The sequence below is a fragment of the Methanobacterium formicicum DSM 3637 genome, assembly GCF_000302455.1.
GTDB classification, from domain to species: Archaea; Methanobacteriota; Methanobacteria; order Methanobacteriales; family Methanobacteriaceae; genus Methanobacterium; species Methanobacterium formicicum_A.
The window spans coordinates 68448-82491 of the sequence record NZ_AMPO01000003.1 but is presented as its reverse complement, the minus strand read 5'-3'; the positions used below and the strand labels follow the sequence as shown (position 1 = coordinate 82491).

The 14044-nt window shown below is 37.9% G+C and carries 13 protein-coding genes and 1 tRNA gene; 4 read left to right on the top strand and 10 right to left on the bottom strand.

From position 1 onward, the window contains the following. Positions 1 to 578 precede the first annotated feature (578 nt). The gene (locus A994_RS04445; protein ID WP_004030113.1) at positions 579 to 1628 is read right to left on the bottom strand and encodes a winged helix DNA-binding domain-containing protein; all 1050 of its coding nucleotides are present in this window, start codon (positions 1626 to 1628) and stop codon (positions 579 to 581) included. 264 nt (positions 1629 to 1892) lie between these two features. On the opposite strand from A994_RS04445, the gene A994_RS04440 reads away from it, so the two are divergent. The 3 genes from A994_RS04440 to A994_RS04430 all read left to right on the top strand — a co-directional run bounded on the left by A994_RS04440 (position 1893) and on the right by A994_RS04430 (position 3675). Next, positions 1893 to 2207, top strand: coding sequence for a hypothetical protein (locus A994_RS04440; RefSeq protein ID WP_004030112.1), 315 nt, complete (start codon positions 1893 to 1895; stop codon positions 2205 to 2207). Positions 2208 to 2504: 297 nt separating this feature from the next. After that, the gene (locus A994_RS04435) at positions 2505 to 2945 is read left to right on the top strand and encodes a MarR family winged helix-turn-helix transcriptional regulator (RefSeq protein ID WP_004030111.1); all 441 of its coding nucleotides are present in this window, start codon (positions 2505 to 2507) and stop codon (positions 2943 to 2945) included. Positions 2946 to 3240: 295 nt separating this feature from the next. Further along, positions 3241 to 3675 carry an SRPBCC family protein gene (locus A994_RS04430; RefSeq protein ID WP_004030110.1) on the top strand — a complete coding sequence of 145 codons (435 nt, stop codon included), beginning with the start codon at positions 3241 to 3243 and terminating at the stop codon, positions 3673 to 3675. Positions 3676 to 3815: 140 nt separating this feature from the next. On the opposite strand, the gene A994_RS04425 is transcribed toward A994_RS04430, so the two are convergent. Beyond that, positions 3816 to 4283, bottom strand: coding sequence for a hypothetical protein (locus A994_RS04425; protein ID WP_004030109.1), 468 nt, complete (start codon positions 4281 to 4283; stop codon positions 3816 to 3818). A gap of 346 nt (positions 4284 to 4629) precedes the next feature. On the opposite strand from A994_RS04425, the gene A994_RS04420 reads away from it, so the two are divergent. Then, entirely contained in the window at positions 4630 to 5772 is a 1143-nt protein-coding gene (locus tag A994_RS04420) for a hypothetical protein (protein WP_004030108.1), read from the top strand. A 77-nt stretch (positions 5773 to 5849) separates the two neighbouring features. Here the strand turns inward: A994_RS04420 and A994_RS04415 are convergent, their stop codons facing one another. From A994_RS04415 to A994_RS04380, 8 genes are all read right to left on the bottom strand, one after another. Then, a complete protein-coding gene (locus tag A994_RS04415) occupies positions 5850 to 7232 on the bottom strand; it encodes a PAS domain-containing sensor histidine kinase (protein WP_052309303.1) in 1383 nt (460 codons plus the stop codon). 283 nt (positions 7233 to 7515) lie between these two features. Beyond that, a complete protein-coding gene (locus tag A994_RS04410; protein ID WP_004030106.1) occupies positions 7516 to 8181 on the bottom strand; it encodes a stage II sporulation protein M in 666 nt (221 codons plus the stop codon). A gap of 252 nt (positions 8182 to 8433) precedes the next feature. Continuing rightward, a complete protein-coding gene (locus A994_RS04405) occupies positions 8434 to 8955 on the bottom strand; it encodes a dihydrofolate reductase family protein (RefSeq protein ID WP_048204074.1) in 522 nt (173 codons plus the stop codon). Positions 8956 to 9126: 171 nt separating this feature from the next. Then, positions 9127 to 9211: transfer RNA gene (locus A994_RS04400), tRNA-Ser, on the bottom strand. 174 nt (positions 9212 to 9385) lie between these two features. Then, positions 9386 to 9694, bottom strand: a complete 309-nt coding sequence (rpsJ, locus tag A994_RS04395) for a 30S ribosomal protein S10 (protein WP_004030104.1) — start codon at positions 9692 to 9694, stop codon at positions 9386 to 9388. Between the two features lie 85 nt (positions 9695 to 9779). Next, entirely contained in the window at positions 9780 to 11021 is a 1242-nt protein-coding gene (gene tuf, locus A994_RS04390) for a translation elongation factor EF-1 subunit alpha (protein WP_004030103.1), read from the bottom strand. A 228-nt stretch (positions 11022 to 11249) separates the two neighbouring features. Further along, complete coding sequence (locus A994_RS04385; protein ID WP_004030102.1) at positions 11250 to 13442, bottom strand: elongation factor EF-2; 2193 nt, start codon at positions 13440 to 13442, stop codon at positions 11250 to 11252. A 38-nt stretch (positions 13443 to 13480) separates the two neighbouring features. Further along, positions 13481 to 14044 carry a 30S ribosomal protein S7 gene (locus A994_RS04380; RefSeq protein ID WP_004030101.1) on the bottom strand — a complete coding sequence of 188 codons (564 nt, stop codon included), beginning with the start codon at positions 14042 to 14044 and terminating at the stop codon, positions 13481 to 13483.

The window sequence follows — 14044 nt, the reverse complement described above, 5'->3', positions numbered from 1 at the left end:
ATTTTTTTTATTTAAACCAATTCATTTTATTAGGATATATCCTTTAAACAGGGATAAATACCAGTTCTTTCTTATCATATTCTGTTCTTATTTCAATTCGAGAAAACCTTACAATCTTGTTTTACCATGGAAAAAGGATTGCAATCCTGATTTACCAGGGATTTTACCCGGAATAACTAAGGATCTGTGCAAAAAAATAAAATAGTTATTTCACCTTTAAATGGAGTTTTGGGTGATTTCCGGTGAAATTAGGGTGTGATCTGGGTGTCAATTTGGAAAAATCATTTATCCAATGGTAGACTTAGTATAGCCAACCAAGTAGGGAGGTGAAATCCAAGAAGCAGCATTCGCTCTCTGCCATGTTGACCATAATATCTGTCGCGCCCATTTTAAACCACTCGAAATTTTAGAACCGCCTCTAAAAATAGGTCTGGCAGATACTAAAGTCAATATGGTACGAGATTATTTTAAAATCATTACTCTAATCTGTACTTATTTGATGTAGTTCAATTATTAATGCAAATTCAATTATTAATGTAAGTTCAATTATTAATGTAAGTTCAATTATTAATGTAAGTTCAATTATTTATATTCATAAATTCACGGTATAAAAGTTCTGCTTGACTTAAAGCCTGGTTTTCTTCATTATTAAGGTTTTTGAAAGGATTGTATTCCATTATTATCGTCCTATTTTTGAAGGTGCGTTTCCAGGTACCAATGATCTGACCATTTAGGGCAATAGTTGGCCTGTAACGATTTTTCAAACCATTTATGGTTTTTTTAAGATTCACAGAAGCACTCCGATCACGGTAGGCAAATAGGTACTCGTCATAAGTGGGTAAAAGATGAGCAACCTGCATATCTGGCATTTCAGGTTTTGATCCAGAATGCCAGTATATCGCATCACCAATTCTTTCCTGAATGAACTCTGATGCAACTGATTCTATACCTGCCTGTGCATCTGCTGCCAAAAGCCCCGACCACCACATGAAATCTCTGATGGTAGCCGGACCACGGCTTTTAAAGTAACACCTGGTCAGTGCTGCCAGGGCTTCTTCACGTTTAACCCTAGTTTTAGGAACAGAATCCATGGACATGTAGATTGGATTATTATTTTCCACTCCACACTGACAGATAACCCCATCAAGAGAAGCCCTCTGCAACAGGTAAGCGCCTCTCTGCCCTTCTGTGGATATCCGTCTTTTCTGAAGGATAGCCAGTAATTCCTTCCGATTAAGTTCATTACCACCTTCAAGAGCCTCTTTTAACACATTATTGCCGTGTTTTAGGGTTTTTTCATCTAATTCAAGCTCCCAGTACCTGCGCATATTGCTGGTAATGATACGGGGTGCCAAAAGCTCCAGCATCCAGCGGATATCCTTTGCAGTGACAAAGTGCAGGGTTCCGCGCATGAGCCAGGTTCTGAAGATGGTCCTGTCAGCAAATGCCTTCTCCACCTGAGAATCATGAACTCCTGGCAGGCGGAGGCCCACAGCCCACTTAGCACCAGAGTAATCCTGTCCCTGGATAGCGCCCATGTGAGAGATCAATTCATCCGGCTCTTTGAAACTGGTATTGATAAGCTGTTGATTATGAAGTCGTGTTATTGCAATGGTAGATGGATTCATATAACCTATTTTCCCCCTTAAATCATTATTCCAGATGTAGATCTATATTCAAAATATATAATACATTTATCTTTCATTTAGCAGGATTTCATTCCTATTATTCACCCAATGATCCCTAAAATTAGTTTTATATTATAACCATAAAATTAAGAACTGTCATTTTACGTAATGTTTATATATATAATAGTTCTATAATATAACCATGGTGGGAGAATAAATTTAACAAAAATAATTTCCACCCCAAAAAAATAAACTGGTGATACAATGCATGGTGAAATGAAATACGGATATATGCACGGTGGAATGAAAGGCCATCATATGCACGATGAAATGAGAAAAGATTGGATAAAAAAGTCATTTATGATGAAAGAAATAATGGAACATCTTTCTCCTGAAGACAAAAAGAAACTGGCAACCATGAAACTGGATATGAAAATATCCATGGCAGAAAAGAAACTGGAAATGCTGGAGGACCGAAAGAAAATTGTGGCTAAGAAATTAGACATGAAGACAGATATGGCCAAGCAAGAAATTGAAATGCTCAAAACGCTGCGAGATATGCTTAAATCCGAAAAATAATTTTAAGCTAATAACCAGATTTTATTAGCTTATAACCATTTTTTAATTGTCAAACTCTTCATTGTAACCTATTTAATGATTAAACTTATTTTGTGCTTAAACTCTTTTTATAAGTTCATACCACATTTATTCAAAAATTTGATTTTTATCCGGACTAATCTTATTTAAAAACGGATTAGTCTTATCTAAAAGAATAATTACCGTTTTTTTAATTAAATACTGTACTTTCAACAAACTGTTATGTTCCGAAATGTTTTTTTATATAATTGTTATATAGAATAACTAAATGGTGACAAAATGGAAGATGAAAGACTAGATAAAATGGTGGACAATCTGTACCTTTTTTTCCCACTTTTCCGAAAAAAAGTGTTTAAACATAGAAAAAGGTCACACGAAGGGAAAATGCCACATTCATATTATCATGTTTTGAAAATACTGGATAAACATGGCAACCTGCCCATGTCTAAAATAGGGAGAAATGTTCACATATCCAAATCAAATATGACTTCTTTAATTGATAAACTGGTTGAAAATGGATTAGCAGAACGTTTACCTGATCAAAACGATCGAAGAGTGATCAATATTTCAATAACCCCTAAAGGAAAGGATGTTTTAAAAGATTGGCGAAAAAATTCCAATAATGAAATTAAAAAAAGCCTATCAGTCCTATCTGAAGAAGATCTGGAAACATTTTACGTGTCAGTTGAGAATATTAAAGACATCCTCCATAAACTGTGAAATAGATAAAAAATGAATCCAGTAATCTTAAAAAAATTTTATAACTCTATTAGTAACATATTTCTTCAGTGAGACTGCAAAAATTAATAAAACATCATCAATGCATTTTTTTGGGATTAAATCCTCATTTTTCCTATTATATTTTTAATTTAAGAATTTTAAACACTATTTTCCCCATGTTGCTATAATTTCTGAGTATATTCCGTTTTTCATGCGGTTTTTAAGAATTCAAGTAGTACAATGGAACATAATTTTTTAATATTCCCAGATTCAAATATAATAAGTGGTGATAAAAATGGTTAATATCAATGAGGGAGCTCCAGTGTTGGCTAAGGCTGAAATTGAAATTAACGCGTATCCAGATAAAGTGTGGAGTATAATCACTGATATTGAGTCCTGGCCCCAATGGAACCCAGATATAAAAGAGGTTACACTCCACGGCGACCTGAAACCCGGAACCCATTTCCAGTGGAAAGCTGGTCCTGGAAAAATTTCATCGGTACTGCAGAATGTGGAACCACCCACCCTCATAGCCTGGACCGGGAAGACCATGGGTATCAATGCCATCCATGTCTGGAAGATTGAAACTATAGATGGTAAGACCATTGCCAGAAGTGAAGAATCATGGGATGGTCTTTTGAGCCGTGCCATGCATGGAAGGTTGCAGAAAATGCTGGAAGAATCACTCAATTCCGGATTGAAGTATCTTAAAATCGAAGCAGAACAATAAAATAGGGGAAATTTCTTTATTTTAACAATTTATAGGTAATTTAACCAATAAATTGCTTGATAACAGTTTTAAGATGTAGGGATTTGACCCTGGTATGAACCAGAGAGTATAATCCCATATACCAATCAATTTTTTAGGATTCAAGGCGGTTCATTTATCTCTGCATTTGTTTCGATGTCCCAGGTTTGAATCCCTAATACTGCGCCATTGTTACCATCTATTTTAACATTTCCCACAACTGTTCCTTTAGCTGATTGGGCATTGTCATTATTTATAACCATGGGCACAAAGTACACAGTTCCATGTAACGAAGCAACACCAGCATCAAAATTTACATACTTAGAATGGGAATTTAAGTAATTATTTGCAATGGCCTGGGCTTCAGCTGCGGATATCAAACCCCTATTTTGATCAGTCTGATTCTGCTGCTGATTACCACTGGATGAACTTGCATTAGATGTTGTGTTATTAACTGCAGTATCGTTGGCAGTTGTGTTGTTTGTAACATTCATAGAAGAATTTTTAGCAGGTTGAATCAAAAAATATCCTGCCGATGCTGCACCAGCAACTAGTACAACCACTATCACTATAATAAGAACAGTATTCATAAACATACCCCCTTAAATCTTATTTTTATCCCCCAGACTAGTATAAATATCAGTGACACTGATATTATCTAGATAATTATAATATTTTTTTAAGGTAGTATATAAAGTAATATTAGTTTTGATTATGATACATGTGTTATCAGGGCACAATTTTGTTATAATCCCATATTATTGATAAAATAGCAAAATAAATGAACTAGAGGCAAATCCAAAGATTTATAGAACTTCTAAACATAATAATAACTTATCTTCAATGATAATATTTCATATCATAAAGCAGGGTAGATCACATTAAATTTTCAATCCTGTGAATACTCAATGGACGATCTAAAGAGGGAAACTGGAGATGAGTACTGTAGAAGTAGAAGTTCTGCGGAAAGAAGCTAGGGAAAAGGAAAAAAGAGAAATAGAAGAACTCAGACAAAAATACAAGCAAAGACAAAACCAGAAAAAACCAAAACAAACCACCGACCCAGAAAAACAAGCCCTCATACAACAAGCCCAAGAAAAAGAACAACAAGAAAAAGAACAAATCAGACAAAAACTCAAGCAAAGACAAAAACTCAAAAACAAAACACCAACCAACACCACCAACCCAGAAAAACAAGCACTCATACAACAAGCCCAACAAAAAGAACAACAAGAAAAAGAACAAATCAGACAAAAATACAAGCAAAGACAAAAACTCAAAAACAAAACACCAACCAACACCACCATTCCAGAAAAACAGGTTCATAAACAATACAAAAAACAAGAAAACAAACACCGCACAACTCAAAAAATCCTGGAAAAGGAAGATCTCTATAAAAAGGCGTTAAATATAGAAGTAATCGAAAATGATGATATCTGGGAACGTTTTCTGATAAAAAAGTCTAAAAAGAATGCTGAAAGGTTTAATCAGTTAGAGAAAAGTTATGAAAATGCACTTGAGAGTGATGGAATTGAAAGTGAAAAACTCGAAAGTGAAGGGGTAAATAGTGAAAGACTCGAAATGGAAGGGCTAGAAAATAAAGGATTAGAAAGTGAAAATTTAAATGTCAACAAACTTGATGGGGAAACTGAAGACTTAGAAACAGTTGATAGATCTGCATTACTGGCCAAGTATAATATAAAAGATGTTCAAGAGGATGAAGTTACCACTCTCTTGGAGAATTTTGATAGTTCAATCACTGATGAGAATGTTGAAGAAATAGAAGAGAGATTGATGGAAACAATTAAACAATCTACTCTGTCTCATCCTAAAATTGAATGGGTCAATGTACTGGTATTTTTAGATGAAAACCAAATGAGTGGTAACATTAAAATATTAGCTGAATATGATGATAGAAACTTATTAAAACGCATAATATCTGATAATAATAAAAAGTTAGAAGTGGAATTAATACAAATCGCATTATATGAAGTCTGGGATGTTTTCACCACATTAGGCGTTAACACCAATGATCTCGAATCAAAAATAGAGGTTGAAGTTGAACTGGACCGGGCGTAGGTTATTCCAGGACAAAAATTAAACATCTCAAAACTCATATCACATTTACACAAATAAAATAATGCTATTTCTTCTATTTAACTGTAGTCTCCTTCTTTAAATATGATTTTAAATTCTGTGCCATGTGTTCCGTCGAACTCAAGAGTACCACCTATTTGATCAGTTAAACTGTTTATAATTTGTAAACCAAGAGATTCTGTGTTTTTATAGTCCAGATCTTTTGGGAATCCTACACCATTATCCCGGACAGTGAGTATGAACTCATCATCCTCCAAATGGAAGTCAATATTAATTTTTCCTTTCATACCGTCGGGAAAAGCGTGCTTCATTGAGTTGGAAATAAGTTCATTAACAATAAGCCCTAGAGGGATGGCAGTGTTAATATCAAGGCGGACCTCTTCAATATCCATAACCATCTGGATACTGCTTGGATCTGAAATATAAGTGTGGAAAAGGTCATTGGCTAATGTTTGAATATAATCTCCAAAATCTATCTTTTTAAGGTCTGCTGATCTGTATAATCGCTCATGGATAAGTGCCATGGACTTGGCACGATTTTGACTTTCCCTGAAAATGTCTTTGTATTTTTTATCTTCAATATATCTGGATTGCAGGTTTAAAAGGCTGGATATAATCATTAAATTATTTTTAACCCGGTGGTGTATCTCCTTTAGAAGTAATTCTTTTTCTTCTAATGACTTTTCAATTTGTTTTACCAGTTCCTTTTGTTTGGTAATATCATAACATGAACCTATGTAACCTGAAAAATTCTCATCAAGTCCATAAAAGGGCATTGCCATGTCTAAAATCCACTTATATTCCCCAGTATTGTGAAGTAATCGATATTCCATTTCAAAAGGTTCTCTGGCCTCAAAGGCTGTGCTGTAAACTTCAAAACAATGGTCAAAATCATCAGGATGTACTCCTTCTGCCCAACCATCACCTAATTCCTGCTCCATAGTTTTTCCGGTAAATTGGAGCCATCTTTTATTGAAGTAATTACACTTTGCATCCACACCAGCACGCCATATAAGTGCAGGGAACTCTTCAAACAGAGTTAAATAAAAATCCCGAGATCTTTCAAGGTCTTTTTCCAATTTTTTCTCATCACTAATATCCTGAATTGTTACTAAATATCCTGATTCTTCTAAAGCAGTTATTATCCAGTTAGTATAAATTTTACCATATTTATCAGGATTGTAGTAATCATCTTCCCCCTCAGAATCAAAATCAATGATGGACTGGAATTTAACCCGGCCTTCAGCTCCTAATTTCTGTTTATCTTCCTCAGTAAAATATGGATTGTTAAACATGTTCATGTACTCGGTTCTATCTAATTTTGACAACCCGAACATGTCTAAAGATGCAGGGTTAACATCTAAGAGATTGCCATTATCATCATAGATTATAGTGGCAATGGGAGACTGAATGAAAATGTTTATAAATATTTCATCACCCAATTGACCTTTAATAATAGTTTGGGACTCCTTCCTACTATTTTTAATTTTGATCATCCCTAAAAAATCGATAAAACAATATCTATACTGTTTATGAACTTTAAAATTAATAACTTTTATTGTTTTTAGAACTTTTACTAGTTAACATAGTTCATATGCCCAAGAATCATAATATTAAAAATAAATAATAATCAATTATGCCATGGTAACAAAAATTAACCTTTGTGGTGTTCCTGTCGGATCGATTGATTTTTTAATTTTATCACTTTTTATTGAATTATCAGCCCTAAACTGTTTTATTAAAACCTGTAATGTAATTTCCCAGAGATAAAGTAATATTAGCTTCAATAATCGCTGCAAGAAAGATTAGTACTATGGCAACTGCAAGTAACACCAGGGAATCCTTAAATTTCCAGTAATGATCATTTATGGGTGTTTTTCTCATTATGCTTTTTATCACACCTATAACCATGGTTGTAAGCCTGAGTCCTGCAGCACCGGCTATAATAAATCCGGGAAGTTCCAGTATACCATGAGGTAAAGTGTAAACAATAAAATGTACCGGAGTGAAAACTCCAGAACTGGTTACAATAGGACCATGTATTAAATATCCCAGGAATGCCCCATAAAGGAATCCATTAACTGATAAGACCCCAACTGGAATTATTCCAATCAGCCCCCCAAAGTAGGCAACAAGTGCAGCTTGAAGATTGTGAAGGAATATTGAAAGTGTATTTATCTGAATATGGCTTTCATGAAGTAAAGTGAAATAGGTGTTCAGGAGACGTCCAATATAATCTGATGAAAAGTAACCAATCAAAATACCTAAAAATAAGAATCCAAAAAACAGGACTACTGAAAAAGTTAATATTGTCTTGTTCCGATTGTAAAGACCTGTAAAAACCTCTGAGTACTTATTCCAAAAATTGTTATCTGTAATCTGTTTAGACATAATGTAATTCTCCCCATTCATCAAATATGATGAGCTTAATTCATAATTATTGAATCACCTATAATAATTATAGTTTGTGCTTTATTATTCAAGCATGAAAAGCCTTAAATTAAATTCTTTAGTCACAAAAATAGTTATTTTTAAATAATCTCTTTTTATGTTCTGATTTCAGAAACACTTAATGAATTTAAAGTTACATGCGCTTCCACATATTAATCATTAACTGTTATCTTTGACCCTAATTGTGAACTCTTATCCTTTCATATAATGTTTAACCAAGTCACCCAGCAATTCAACTTTCACACATTTAAACTTCAAATCTCGTTCTAGATGTCCAAATAATGGAATTCCATCCCCCAGTAAAATAGGAACCGTAGTAATTATCATTTCATCAATTAAATCCTCTTTAAGGAATGACTGGATGGTCTTTCCACCATCTACATACAGATTTTTCAATTCTCTTTTTTCAAGATCTTCTAAAATAGTCTTTAAATCTCCACTGACAATTTCAACTTCATCAATCAGATATTCAGGCACCTTTTTTAGAGTATTACTTAAGACAAAAACAAGTTGTTCATAGGGCCAATGATCAAATTCTAAAACCTTTTCAAAGGTATGCCTGCCCATGATAATGGCATCAATGTTACTGATAAATTCTGAATATCCAAAATCACTATTTTCTGGATTGGGAATTTCATCAAGCCAGGATATGTCCCCATTGGTTCTGGCAATATATCCATCAAGACTGGTTGCAATATACGCCATATTCGGCATCTTATCACCTTAGTAAATATAGTGTAACTAATTTAATTTAAAGGGATATTTAATCAAAATATTTTCAAAAATTAAAGAAATCAAATTAATATTTAAGAAAAATTAAGTAAAAAATAGTTTCAATAAAATCAATGAAATGTTTTGATAAACTTTTTTAAAAAAGTTTGAATACGCCGGGACAGGGATTTGAACCCTGGAGGAGCCATGCTCCACGGGATCTCAAGTCCCGCGCCTTACCTGGCTAGGCTATCCCGGCTAATGAGATAATTAGATTTATTTTGTTTTCAACCTATTAAAAGGTTTGGGATTGGTGTATCCCGGTAAAAAAGGATTAATAAATTTATAAAATATGGGTAATTTTTTTAAGCTGTTGTTTTCAGCTGTGAATATTCGTATCTTTTACCTGGTTTTAAGTTATTTATTGTTTAACTTAACTGCGGAGTTCGATTTCAATGCTCACGTTGTCAGGTACGTTTACTTTCATTACCTGTCTCATGGCTCTTTCATCGGCTTCGATTCCTACCAGTCGTTTGTGGATCCGGAGTTCCCATTTTTCCCAGGTTGCTTTTCCTTCTCCATCCGGTGATTTCCGGGTGGGCACCACTAGTTTCTTGGTGGGTAATGGTATTGGTCCGGAGAGATCTACACCAGTCCTTTCAGCGATTCTTTTGAGCTGGTCACATACGTAGGCCAGTTTTTCTGGGTCGGTGCCGGTGAGTTTAATTCTAGCTTTATTCATTAGTCTATTCCTCCATTAAAAACAAAGAGAAGGTAACATAAACTGGGAAGATCCCAGTCTACCTTCAATTAAATTTATCCCAAATCTATTTTGCTGGTACCAGGTCGATACACATACCTGCGGCAACAGTCTGACCCATATCACGTATAGCGAACCGGCCCATGTGTGGTATGTCTTTGATCTTTTCGATAACCATTGGTTTGGTAGGTTTGACTACTACAAAAGCTGCGTCCCCTGTTTTCAGGAAGTCTGGGTTTTCTTCTTTAACCTGACCAGTTGCAGGGTCCAGTTTTTTCTGGAGTTCCAGGAAGGTACAGGCAACCTGTGCAGTGTGACAGTGGAATACAGGAGTGTAACCCACGGTGATAACACCAGGGTGCTGCAGTACCACGATCTGTGCAGTGAATTCTTTAGCAACAGTTGGTGCGTTTGAAGTATGTCCAGCCACGTCTCCACGGCGGATATCATTTTTACCTACACCACGTACGTTGAATCCTACGTTGTCACCAGGTTCTGCTGAGTCTAACATTTCGTGGTGCATTTCGATGGATTTTACTTCTCCGCTTGCTCCTGGTGGTTCGAAGATGACGTTGTCACCTTTTTTCATGATTCCAGTTTCTATTCGGCCCACAGGTACAGTTCCCACACCAGTGATGGAGTATACATCCTGTACTGGTACTCGTAGTGGTAGTTTGGTTGGTTTTTCTGGTGCTGCGAATTCATCCAGTGCTTCCACTAAGCTAGGTCCTTTGTACCATGGAGTGTTGTCGGATTTTTTGGTTATGTTGTCCCCTTCGAATGCAGATAATGGTATGAAGTTGATGTCTTTGGGCTTGTAGGCCACAGTTTTGATGAGGTCTGAGACTTCTTCTTTGAGTTCGTTGAACTTTTCTTCACTGTAGTCCACCAGGTCCATCTTGTTTATACCAATGATGAGCTGGTTGATACCCAGGGTACGTGCAAGAAATGCGTGTTCCTTGGTCTGGGGCATTACTCCGTCATCAATAGCTACTACCAGTACTGCGGCGTCTGCCTGTGATGCACCGGTGATCATGTTTTTAACGAAGTCACGGTGACCGGGACAGTCCACAATGGTGAACTCGTACTTGGGAGTTTCAAACTTGGCGTGGGCCAGGTCAATGGTTACTCCTCTTTCTCTTTCTTCGGACAGTTTGTCCATAACGAATCTGAACTTGTTTTCTCCGTCAGATAGCTGTTGTTCAGCGATAGCTCCGGACTGTAACAGTAAGTGACCCACCATAGTGGATTTACCGTGGTCTACGTGTCCGATAAACGCCAAATTCATGTGTTCTTTTCCTTTAGCCATAAAATATTCCTCCAATAAAATTCTCTTTCTATAATATTTAGAGAGCTTACTAAGCGTACTGGTTGGATTTATTCATTCCCCTATTTAAATTAACCAGTATAACATCTATGATCTGGATGGACCATGTAGGATGGTTATGTGTTATCCAGATTTATGGTATTCCCTAATGAGAATACTACCCAAAAAATTAAGGGGTATCAAATAAGTTGGTGGGATAAGTTAAGTACTTTATCCCAGGTAATGGTCAGGACCATAAGGCTGTTCACTGAGGCCTTTACGTTGCCTGATTTCCCGTATTATAGTATTTTGAAGCTCACGTGGGAGTCTTTCGAATCCTGCACTCTCTGTGGACCAGAGACAGCGCCCTTCTGTAGCGGATCGGATGTCTCCTGCGAATCCGAACATTTCAGCTACAGGTACTTTGGATTCTACTGTGGACATGTCTCCTTCCTGGGACATGTCTACGATCTGACCACGTCTGTTCTGGATCTCACGGGTGGCTGATCCCATGTAGTCCTGTGGTGTGTTGATAAATACCTTCTGAATTGGTTCCAGTAATGCTGGTTCTGCCATCATGATTGCACCGTAGACTGCCTTTCTTATGGCGGGTAGGACCTGTGCTGGTCCCCTGTGCACAGCGTCTTCGTGTATCTTGGCATCCATTAGTTTGATTTTGATTCCCATTACCCTTTCTTTGGCTATGGGTCCATCATCCATGGCACTTTCGAAACCTTCCAGGAGTAGTTCTTTGATCTCATCCAGGTACTGGATACCACGAGTCATGTTGACGAAAATACTCTTATCGTAAACATCCCACACCTTCCTGGCCTGTTCTTTGGGTAGTCCGTATTCCTGGAATTTAGGGACTAATTCTTTACCTTTAACTCGGCCTTCTTTGATGTCTCCATCAACAATGGCCTGGTAAACAGCTTCATCCAGTGGCTCAATTTCTATGTAGAAACGGTTGTGCTTGTTGGGGGATTTCCCTTCAACTGGTCCGGCTGTTCCGGCGATGGTTTCCCGGTACACCACGATGGGTTCGGAAGTTTCGATTTCCACACCTTTCTCATTGATACGGTAGGATATGATCTCCAGGTGGAGTTCACCCATACCTGCTACCAGGTGCTCACCGGTTTCCTCGTTGATCTGCATTTTAACGGTTGGGTCTTCCTTTCCAACCTGTCTTAATACTTCAATGAGTTTAGGTAAGTCTTTGGTGTTTTTGGCTTCCACTGCCACGGTTACCACTGGTTCAGAGATGTGTTCTAAACCTTCGAAGGCTTCTATTTTCCGGTCCTTGTCACAGATGGTTTCCCCGGCCACGGCGTTACGTGCTCCAGTTATGGCCACGATGTTACCGGCAGGCACACGATCAGTGTTAACCCGTTCTGGGCCGAAGTACACTCCCACTTGCTGGGTTCGTGCTTTTCCATGTGAGCCTACGAAGAATATTTCACTTCCCTTCTCCAGTGTTCCACCGTACACTCGTCCGGTGGCGATTTCACCAGCGTGTTTGTCTATACTCACGTCGGTTACCATCACAGCTAATGGTCCATCAGGGTCCGTGTTCACCATACCCTGGCCTTCTTCACTTTCAATGTCTCCGGGCCAGATGCTGGGCACCCTGTAGGGCTGGGATACATTGGGGCTTGGTAAGTGTTCTACTACCATTCCCAGTAATACATCGGATAGTGGCACTTTCTGAGCTAATTCTTTCTGGTTTTCATTGTTACAGTAATCCAGGATGTCGTTGAAGTTTATCCCGGTTTTCTGCATGATGTCAACGTTGATGGCCCAGTTGTGGTATGCTGATCCGAAGGCTACGCTTCCGTCTTCCACTTTAACCAGCCATTCTTTTTTGAGTTCTTCAGGAGCCATGTTACTGATTAGCTTGTTGGCACTGGCAATGATCTTAACGAATCTCTGCTGGAGTTCAGTTGAGTCCAGTTTGAGTTCGTTGATTAAACGGTCCACCTTGTTTATGAAAAGTACGGGTCGTACGTTTTCTTTGAGGGCCTGACGTAGCACAGTTTCGGTCTGGGGCATGATTCCTTCTACTGCACATACCACTACCACTGCTCCATCCACTGCTCTCATTGCACGGGTTACGTCTCCCCCGAAATCCACGTGACCGGGTGTGTCTATGAGGTTGATAAGGTAATCATCTTCCTTGTACTTGTGAACCATGGACACGTTTGCAGCGTCGATGGTGATTCCTCTGGCCTGTTCCTGTTCATCAAAGTCCAGGAAACGCTGATCTCCAGCCAGTTCAGATGAAATCATACCTGCACCAGCCAGAAGGTTATCGGAGAGGGTGGTTTTCCCGTGGTCAATGTGGGCTACGATACCAATGTTCCGAATGTAATCCGGTTCGTACATCAGTTCCTTGATCTTGCTGATCATCTTGTCTCGTCTGCTCATACAATTCACCCTTTAAAATGAGTTGGTATGATCACCCCTTAATGGGCTGATCTGGCCACTCGTTCTTTTTCCTCTTTTTTCCCGACTGAGAAGCTTCTGGTGTCAGCTTCTGCTGCCAGTAACAGTTCCTCTGCCAGACATTCTCCTGCGGATTTTTTCCGTTTGAATGCTGACTGGAGTGCTCCCTTGGTTATGAAACCAATGGCCAGGTCTACCCTGCGCTGTGGTGCTATGTCCACTGCTACCTGGTAACCGATTCCACCGTATTTGATACGGGTGGTTTCTTCCCGGGGTGCTGCGTTTTCCACGGCTTTAACCAGGGTCTGTAGAGGGTTTTCTTTGGTTCGCTGGTTTATAACTATTAATGCTTCTTTAACAATGTTATAAGCCTTGTTTTTCTTACCGGAGTTCCTCTGGGTCCTCATTATTTTATTCATTAATCTTTCTACTATTGATACTCTTGATTTGGCGAACTGCCTCTTGACGTGTCTTCCCATGGTATGGGGGACCATTATTTCGTCCAGACAAATGTAGTTGACCAGTCCCAGGTCTTCTACTTTAACTTCTTCCAGTTCCCAACTGTCAAAAACTTTGAAGCTCAT